The sequence below is a fragment of the Planctomycetia bacterium genome, from assembly GCA_034440135.1.
Classification (GTDB): Bacteria; Planctomycetota; Planctomycetia; order Pirellulales; family JALHLM01; genus JALHLM01.
Genome location: JAWXBP010000157.1, coordinates 1 through 7356, shown reverse-complemented (window position 1 = coordinate 7356; position 7356 = coordinate 1). Strand labels below are relative to the sequence as shown.

General features: G+C 60.9%; 7 protein-coding genes. 2 read left to right on the top strand and 5 right to left on the bottom strand.

The annotated features are described in order from the left end of the window. Positions 1–175 precede the first annotated feature (175 nt). Positions 176–652 (top strand): hypothetical protein, encoded by a 477-nt coding sequence (locus tag SGJ19_09120; protein MDZ4780399.1) that lies wholly within the window; start codon positions 176–178, stop codon positions 650–652. Here the strand turns inward: SGJ19_09120 and larE are convergent. From larE to SGJ19_09105, 3 genes are all read right to left on the bottom strand, one after another. Beyond that, positions 649–1515: an ATP-dependent sacrificial sulfur transferase LarE gene (gene larE, locus SGJ19_09115; GenBank protein ID MDZ4780398.1), complete on the bottom strand. Its 867-nt coding sequence runs from the start codon at positions 1513–1515 to the stop codon at positions 649–651. The genes SGJ19_09120 and larE overlap by 4 nt on opposite strands. Before the next feature lie 95 nt (positions 1516–1610). Beyond that, on the bottom strand, positions 1611–2411 hold the full coding sequence (locus SGJ19_09110) for a DUF1080 domain-containing protein (protein ID MDZ4780397.1): 801 nt from the start codon (positions 2409–2411) through the stop codon (positions 1611–1613). A 164-nt stretch (positions 2412–2575) separates the two neighbouring features. Continuing rightward, a complete protein-coding gene (locus SGJ19_09105) occupies positions 2576–3169 on the bottom strand; it encodes a hypothetical protein (protein MDZ4780396.1) in 594 nt (197 codons plus the stop codon). 892 nt (positions 3170–4061) lie between these two features. Here SGJ19_09105 and SGJ19_09100 point away from each other — a divergent pair. Then, positions 4062–5459, top strand: coding sequence for a mechanosensitive ion channel family protein (locus SGJ19_09100; protein MDZ4780395.1), 1398 nt, complete (start codon positions 4062–4064; stop codon positions 5457–5459). Positions 5460–5625: 166 nt separating this feature from the next. Here the strand turns inward: SGJ19_09100 and SGJ19_09095 are convergent, their stop codons facing one another. After that, complete coding sequence (locus SGJ19_09095; GenBank protein ID MDZ4780394.1) at positions 5626–6744, bottom strand: Gfo/Idh/MocA family oxidoreductase; 1119 nt, start codon at positions 6742–6744, stop codon at positions 5626–5628. Positions 6745–6807: 63 nt separating this feature from the next. Further along, the gene (locus SGJ19_09090; GenBank protein MDZ4780393.1) at positions 6808–7329 is read right to left on the bottom strand and encodes a chemotaxis protein CheX; all 522 of its coding nucleotides are present in this window, start codon (positions 7327–7329) and stop codon (positions 6808–6810) included. Between the last annotated feature and the right edge of the window lie 27 nt (positions 7330–7356).

Here is a 7356-nt window from a genome sequence, read left to right as displayed (position 1 = left end):
CGGAGTGGGAATTTCGACCGGCCTAAAACTTGCAACCATAACTGTGAAAAAACTGTCGCATTTTATGTTGACGGCCGCGTAGTCCGCAAATACACTAAAGGCACTACAAACGAATATTCGCGTACTGGCAATTTGCCGCGACGGCGATTTTGGCATTACCTTCCGAAAGTCACTCATGCATCTACCCAAATACGCCCTCCTGCTCGGCACCGTGATTTCGCTGTGCGGCTCCGCCGCGATCGCATCGCCCAGCCGAAGCGGTTCCAGCATGGACGCCATGACGGAGATCAAGGACGCCTTCCGCCAGTTTGCCACCGGTTACCAAGGCCTGGGTGCTGAGATCGCGTACCTTCAGACGGAACGCGGACTGGGCGCCAGCTTGCTTACAAATTCGGGCTCTCAGCCGCAGGATTTCCTGAAGCCTAACGCCGGGAATGACTTGCGTAGTTCCATGCCGGTGCGCGAAAGCGTGGACGCTTGGCTCGGACACACGGACGCAGTCTATTCCAGCGGCGGAAACGGCAACGCGAAGGCGGAACACGATTCGCTGCGCGTCGGAATCGTCCCCGAACCGGCCAGCCTGGTCGCATGGACGCTGATCGGCACGGTCTTCGGCGTCGGCGCCTGGAAGCGTCGTCGCGGCGCCGCTTAAGCTCGGTGCAGGACGAGGCTCTCGACCGGCAGCACTGCATTCATGCTCCCGGAGGCGAAGCCCGCCAAATCGAGCGTGACGTACTTGAAACCCAGCAACCGCAGCTCGCTCACAAGCGAGTCGCGCACGCTCGGATCAGCTAAGCGAGCGATGGCTTCCGCGGGCACTTCGATCCGAGCTAAGTCGCCTCGATGATAACGCACGCGGACTTGGAGCAAACCGAGTCCGCGTAGCTTTTGCTCCGCTAGGTCAATCGCCCGCAACCGATCCGGCGTGACCTCTTCGCCGTATGCCAGTCTGCTCGACAAACACGGGCTCGCCGGTTTATCCCACACCGGCAGTCCCCACGCCTCGGCAAGCTGCCGTACCTCTTGCTTGTTGATCCCGCATTCCAGCAGTGGGCTCCGAACTTGGCGTTCCGCCGCGGCCGTCATACCGGGCCGATAATCCCCCTGGTCGTCCGCGTTCGCGCCATTGGCCATGACCGCTCCGGGCCAATCCTCCACGAACGCTTCCAATTCCTGGTAGAGCTCGGCCTTACAGTGGTAGCAACGATCCGGCGCGTTCCGCACATACAGCGGGTTCGCCAACTCGTTGGTCCGCATTACCACGTGCCGGATACCGATTTGCCGTGCGACTTCCTGCGCAGCTTCAAGCTCGCCGCTGGCGAGGCTTTCGCTATTTGCCGTCACTGCCACGGCCTCGTCGCCCAACGCGAGAAACGCCGCCTGGCAGACCACGGCGCTATCGACGCCGCCGGAATAGGCCACGGCACAGCGCCGATAACCGGCAACAAGCGCCAGCAACTGCTCACGCTTGGCGAGCAGCGCATCATCCATCGACTTGACAATCAAATCAGTCATGAGGGAGAGTCAAGGAAGCTTCTTCGATCAGGCGACGACATGAATCGTATTCCGGCTTGTGGTGCGCGACAAGAATTGCCGCCGTCCTACTGGTCCTACAGTGGTTTAACGCGGATGTTCTTCCAGCGGCACTTCGCCCCTGTGGGCCATGCGCCTTGGCCGCCATGGACCTGGACGGCGATGCTTCCTTCATCGCCAAGTTCTTCGGCGACTTTGCCCTTGTCGTAACCTTGCTGCTCATACGTATTGCCGTCGAATTCGCTGATTTTCTGGTCGTTGATCCAGGTCGTAATCTGGGGCGGATTGCCCACGACGCGCACCCGGGCGGTGTTCCAATCGTTCACTTTCCAGGCTTTAACCCACTCCTCGCCCGAACAGGAGAAACCCTGCGATGTGAAGCCGTTCGGCTTCGTCGTCAGCGTCTTGAGCTTTTTGTCGCCGTCATATTCGCCGAAGATCTCGAACGGCCGGTTGTTGAATCCGCCGGTCCCTTCGCCGTAGATGTGGCCGACATTGCCCGCCTCGTGGTAGTCGACCATCATTTGAAAGCACTGCCCGCGATCGTTGCCGCGCACGAACAGCCCGCTGTCGACGCCCCAGTCCGGCTTCATGTCGATCAACAGTTCGAAGTCGCGATACTTCTTGTCCGTGAGCAGAATGCCGCCATTACCGCTGCCTGGCGGGTCTTGCTCGCCAACGATCTCGCCGCCCTCGACCACCCAGTTGCCGCCGGTGCCGTGGCCGATCCGCTCCGGATTCTTATGCCAACCGTCGAGCGACTTGCCGTCGAAGATGGAGACGAAACCGTCGTCATCTGCCTCGGCGGCCAGGACAGTTACCGCGTTTGAACCCAAACCCGTCAAACCAATCAGGCAAGCAACCAGCAGGCGCGACATGGGAGTTCTCCAGTGGGGACGATCTACGCGCGATAAAATCATGAGCAACGAACCGAGTCTAAGCGCGCGGCCGTGTGACTGCAAGTAAGCCGGGAAACGAACACGGGGGCGGCCGGCTCGTGTCGGCGCCCCCGTGATTTGCAACATGTCAAGCAACTACCGAACTACTTCTTTTCGGCGAATTGCGGCAACTTCGAGAGATACTTGCCCGGGTCCTTTTCGAACGCCTTCGGGCAATTCTCGCAGCAGAAGTAGACCTTCTTGCCGTCATGTTCGACGACCTTGTCGGCCTTAATGGCCGCGCCGCTCACGGGGCAGAGGTTCTGCATCGTGAAGCCCTTCTCGATGTCGGCGAAGATCAACGCCAACGCGTCCTTGTCCTTCTCGGCTTTCGCCTTGCAGTTTTCGCAGCAGAATTGCACGGACACGCCGTCCACTTCCACGGTTTGCTCCGGATCCAGCGCTTCGCCCGAGAACGGGCAGGCGACCTGGACGATCTGATCCGTCTTGGCCCATTGATGATGGACCTTGGCGACGAACTTCTCCGGTTCCTTGGCGTAAGCCTTCGGGCAGTTTTCGCAGCAGAAGTAGACCTTCTTGCCGTCCTGCTCGACGAACTTGTCTTCCTTGGCCGGAGCGCCGGAGACGACGCACTTGCACTCGAACGCCTTTTCTTCCTTCTCCTCAGCGGTGAAGGCCGACGTGCTCAACGACAACACCGCGGCGAACGCGGCCAGCAACAACCAACGAGTCTTCATGGGGATTTTCCTGTGAGAGGACGAAACCTGTGTACGAACGAACTTAGTTCGGCAACTTGCCTGAAAAACGCGATTGGGAACCACCGGCGCATGGCCGCAACTCCCAAATTCAACAGCAAAACACGCCACCGAACAGCGGCGAAAAACAAATGCGCGCGCAGTGCGTCATACCTGCCAGGAGCATTGCCAGGCGGCCAAAGAATGCCGAGGCGGATGCAGCGGCTCGCGAAGTTCAACCGTGCCGCGAACCAAGGTCCGCGCCGGCGTCGCGACCAAAACCGCTTGGTGAAAAGCGATCCCGTGGGAAGATTCTTTCACTCGTCCTGTCGACTCCACCACCGCCGGAGCCTGCGGTTGATGTTCACAATCGCAGGGTCGCTTTGCGGATGGCACCACGGCGTCGGTCGCTGCTTCTTTGCCCGCGCAGCAACTTCGCTTTGCCGTACACTTTGGGCAGGCAGCTTTCTGTACCGCCTGATGGCAGCAGCATTGAGCCGCCAGCGGACCCAGGTGGCAGCAGCCCTCCCGCGCAGCCGCCAGGTTTCCGCCCAGGATGGCCAGAATTGCTAGCGCGCAGATGGGTGCCCGCCGATAGTTCATCGCGCTGATTGTTGGGGCGTCTCGGTCCCGTGTCAAGTCAATTCCTTGGCCTGCGAGGCGGCGGAACGCGATTCTCACGATCCGCTCCCCCCAAGCCCAGGGAAGGCCCTCGGAGACTTCACCATTGGCAATCGTATTCGGTGGCCTTCCCTGGGCTTAACAGCGTTTAACCACGCTCACCCGCCGCCAAAGGGTCAACGGACCTGGCTTCCAACCTGATCTGGCCCCCGAAGTCCGGTTTTGACAGAATCCGCGCGCGACGGGGTCGGTTTCCGCTGGGGAGGTGCTTCGTATGAGTGGTCGTTTTTCGATGTCACGGCTTGGCTTGGCGATGACGCTTTGCGCCGCCTGGACGGAGATTGCCCGCGCAGACAGCGAAGTCAGCGTCGCCGCCTTGGAATCCAAGTTGGCCACTGGGCTAAACCAGTTGGTCCTGGGGAACGAGCTTTACCGCTACGGCGCTTTCCTGGCCGCGATCCTGGCCGCCAGCATGATCGGTGAAGCGGTCCGGGCGCTCGTGGCGCGGACGGCGGCGCGCTTGCGTGGCGCTCAGCGGACCGTGCCGGCCACGATCCTCGAAGCCACAGTGAAATATGTCCACCGCGCGGCCATCCTGTTGGGGGCCTGCATCGGACTACAAGTGCTGAACCTCCAGTACCGCATCTGGAACAACTCCGTCCAGCAATTCATCGCCGTCGCGTTCACGATCTACCTGGCGACCGTGATCGGCGCGATCCTGCAATTCGCCCTGGCGCGACTTGGAGCAGTGTTTCGCGGGCGCAATCGATCACTCGTCGCGGCAACCTGCGATTCCGTCAGCCGCAGCGCCCGGTTTGGATCGGTGGCGCTTGGTCTGTACTTGGGGCATCGGTTCCTTACTCTCAGCGAAAGTATCGCCGCGAAGGCCGATAAGTCGTTTCTCGTGCTGACAACACTGGTTGGCGCCTACATTGCCTGGCGCTTGGTCGATGTGGCGGAACGCTGGCTGAGCGGCTTCACGAGGATGACGAATAGCCGGCTCGATGACATGATCCTGCCGGTCGCAAAAACGCTGATGCGGTCCGGGATCGCCTTCGCGACCTTTGTCAAAATCGCGAACGATACGCATCAACAGGATCAAATCACGCCGATCCTCGCCGGCGTCAGCGTCGGCGGTTTGGCAGTCGGTTTGGCCGCGCAGGAGTCGATCAAGAATTTCTTCGGCTCGATCATGATCTTTAGTGATCGGCCGTTTGAACTCGGTGATCTGATTCGCGTCGATTCGCAGGAAGGGCGCGTCGAAGCGGTGGGATTTCGCTCGACCCGGTTGCGTACCATCGAAGGGCATCTGGTGACGATTCCCAACGGCGACCTGGCCGGCAAGACGATCCTCAATATCGCCAAGCGACCGCATCTGCGCCGGCAACTGAATCTGCGGCTACACGCCCACACCGCACCGGAAAAAGTGGAACGCGCCGTGGAAATCGTCCGCGAAATCCTGGCCGATCATGAAGGCATGGACGCCGATCATCCTCCGCAAGTGACGTTCAACGACATCCAGGAAACGGCGCTGAACATCCAGGTCACCTACTACTTCCCGCCGCAGGAAGGGGGCCGCTTCAGCGCCTTCAGCGAGCGCGTGAATTTCGAGATCATCCGCCGCTTCCACGCACACGGCATCGAGCTCGCGGCCCAACGCCAGGCGGCGTAAACCGCTTTGAACCGCGGAGGCATTTGCCCGTGAAACACGCTAAACACGCGAAAGAATTCAGGACACGAAGTCAAACGGAGGACGCACACCTGCTGACTTTCGTGCTTTTTCGTTTTTTCCGTGGACAATTCACGTGTTTTGCGTGTTTCGCGGGCTAAATCTTCTGTTACCCGCTCAGCAGCGTCAACGGGTTTTCGCGGGTGACCATGGGGAAATCGACGCGGGCGCCGGTGCGCTGCGATTCGAATGGGGCGATGATCATTTCCACCGCCGTGCGGCCGGTGTAAATGCTGGCCTGGGGTTGGCGGTCTTGTTCGATGGCGTCCAGCAGATCATTGGCCGCCGCGACGTTGCCGGCGAGCTGTTGCTCTTCGCTCGTCATGGTCACCGTTTCCGGTTGACCCACGCCCGCGCTGGACACGTCCTGCCATTGCTTTTTGCCACGCGCGGGGGACCAGCCGCCGTCGACGAGTAACTTCACGCTCGGCAGATAACCCGTAAGGATTTCGATGACGCCGTTCGAGCCGTAAATCTGCAGGCCGAATCGCGAGGGTTTGCCCATGCCATTGCGGCGGGAGCCGAAGAATGCCGTCGCGCCGTTCGAGAGGCCGTACATCGCGTCGACGCGATCGCCGGCGAGCGGGCCAATTCCTTCGGGACCCTCGACGACATCGGCTTTAGCAAGCGGTCGGCCCTCGGTGGTGATCGTCGCCAGACACCATTGCGGCTCGCCGGCGAAATAGTGGATCAAATCCATCACGTGCGAGCCAAGCACCCAGAGATCCTCCGATCCGCCGCGCTGGTCCTCTTTGCCGCGCCCGCGCAGTTCCAACACGCGGCCGATGGCGCCGTCGTCGATCAGCTGCTTCACGATCGGCAGCTTGGGACTGTAGCGGGTCTGATGCGCGAGCGCGAGTTTGACGTGCGTTCGCTCGCAGGCGTCGACCATGGCGTCCGCTTCGGCCAAGGTGCGGCTGAGCGGCTTCTCGCAATACATATGAATGCCGCGCTCGGCGCAGGCCAGCACCATCTCCTGATGGCAGTCGAGCCATCGCGGGGCGATGCTCACCACGGTCGGCTTCACTTTGTCGAGCATCTCGCGATAATCGGCAAAGGTCTGGTCGACATTCAATCGCTTGGCGGCCGCCGCCAGGCCGACTTTGTCCGGATCGGACACGGCCACGACCTGCGCTCGCGGTACGCTAAGCCAGACCATGTCCAGCGCGTGACCATAATCCCCGCGGCCGGTCCGGCCGATCACGGCAACTCGATAAGGTTCCGCCATCGTTCGCCCTCGCCATTTGATGAATTGCGACGGGCGCTAGTCTAACACGGCGGACGCGGGCAACTACAGTCTCAGCAATGAGATGCTGACCTGCATTTGACGGTCTTCCAGGCGGATCGCTTCGGGATCGTCGTGCACGTATTGCACGGAGAGGAATTCCAGTCCCTTGGCATACGCGATGGCGTAGCCCTTGCCGACGATCACGCTGGGGACCGTGATGTGGGTGAATCCCCAAGGCGTGGTGGCCAGTTGTGCCTTGATGCCGCCGCCGATCACGTTGGTGATCTCGCCGAGGCCGTCGACGACTTGGGCCGTCAGGGCGCCGTAGCTGTCTTGGAGCAAGCCTTCCACGGCTTTCGTGGCGAAACGTTCCGCCATGTTCACCGTGATGAAGCCGGTCACTTTCCCGTGGACGCCGATGAGTCCCGTGATGATTCCGGTTTCGCTGGGCGGCACCGTGGAGACGCCCACACAGTGCGTATGCACGCCGCACATGCCGATGGCGCTCGCCACTGCACTGTTGATGGCTTCCAGCAGGACGGGCTCGTACTTGAGGGCAGTGACTGAGGGGGCGGATGCGATCATCGTGGCGTGGCTCCTTTGGAAGAATAT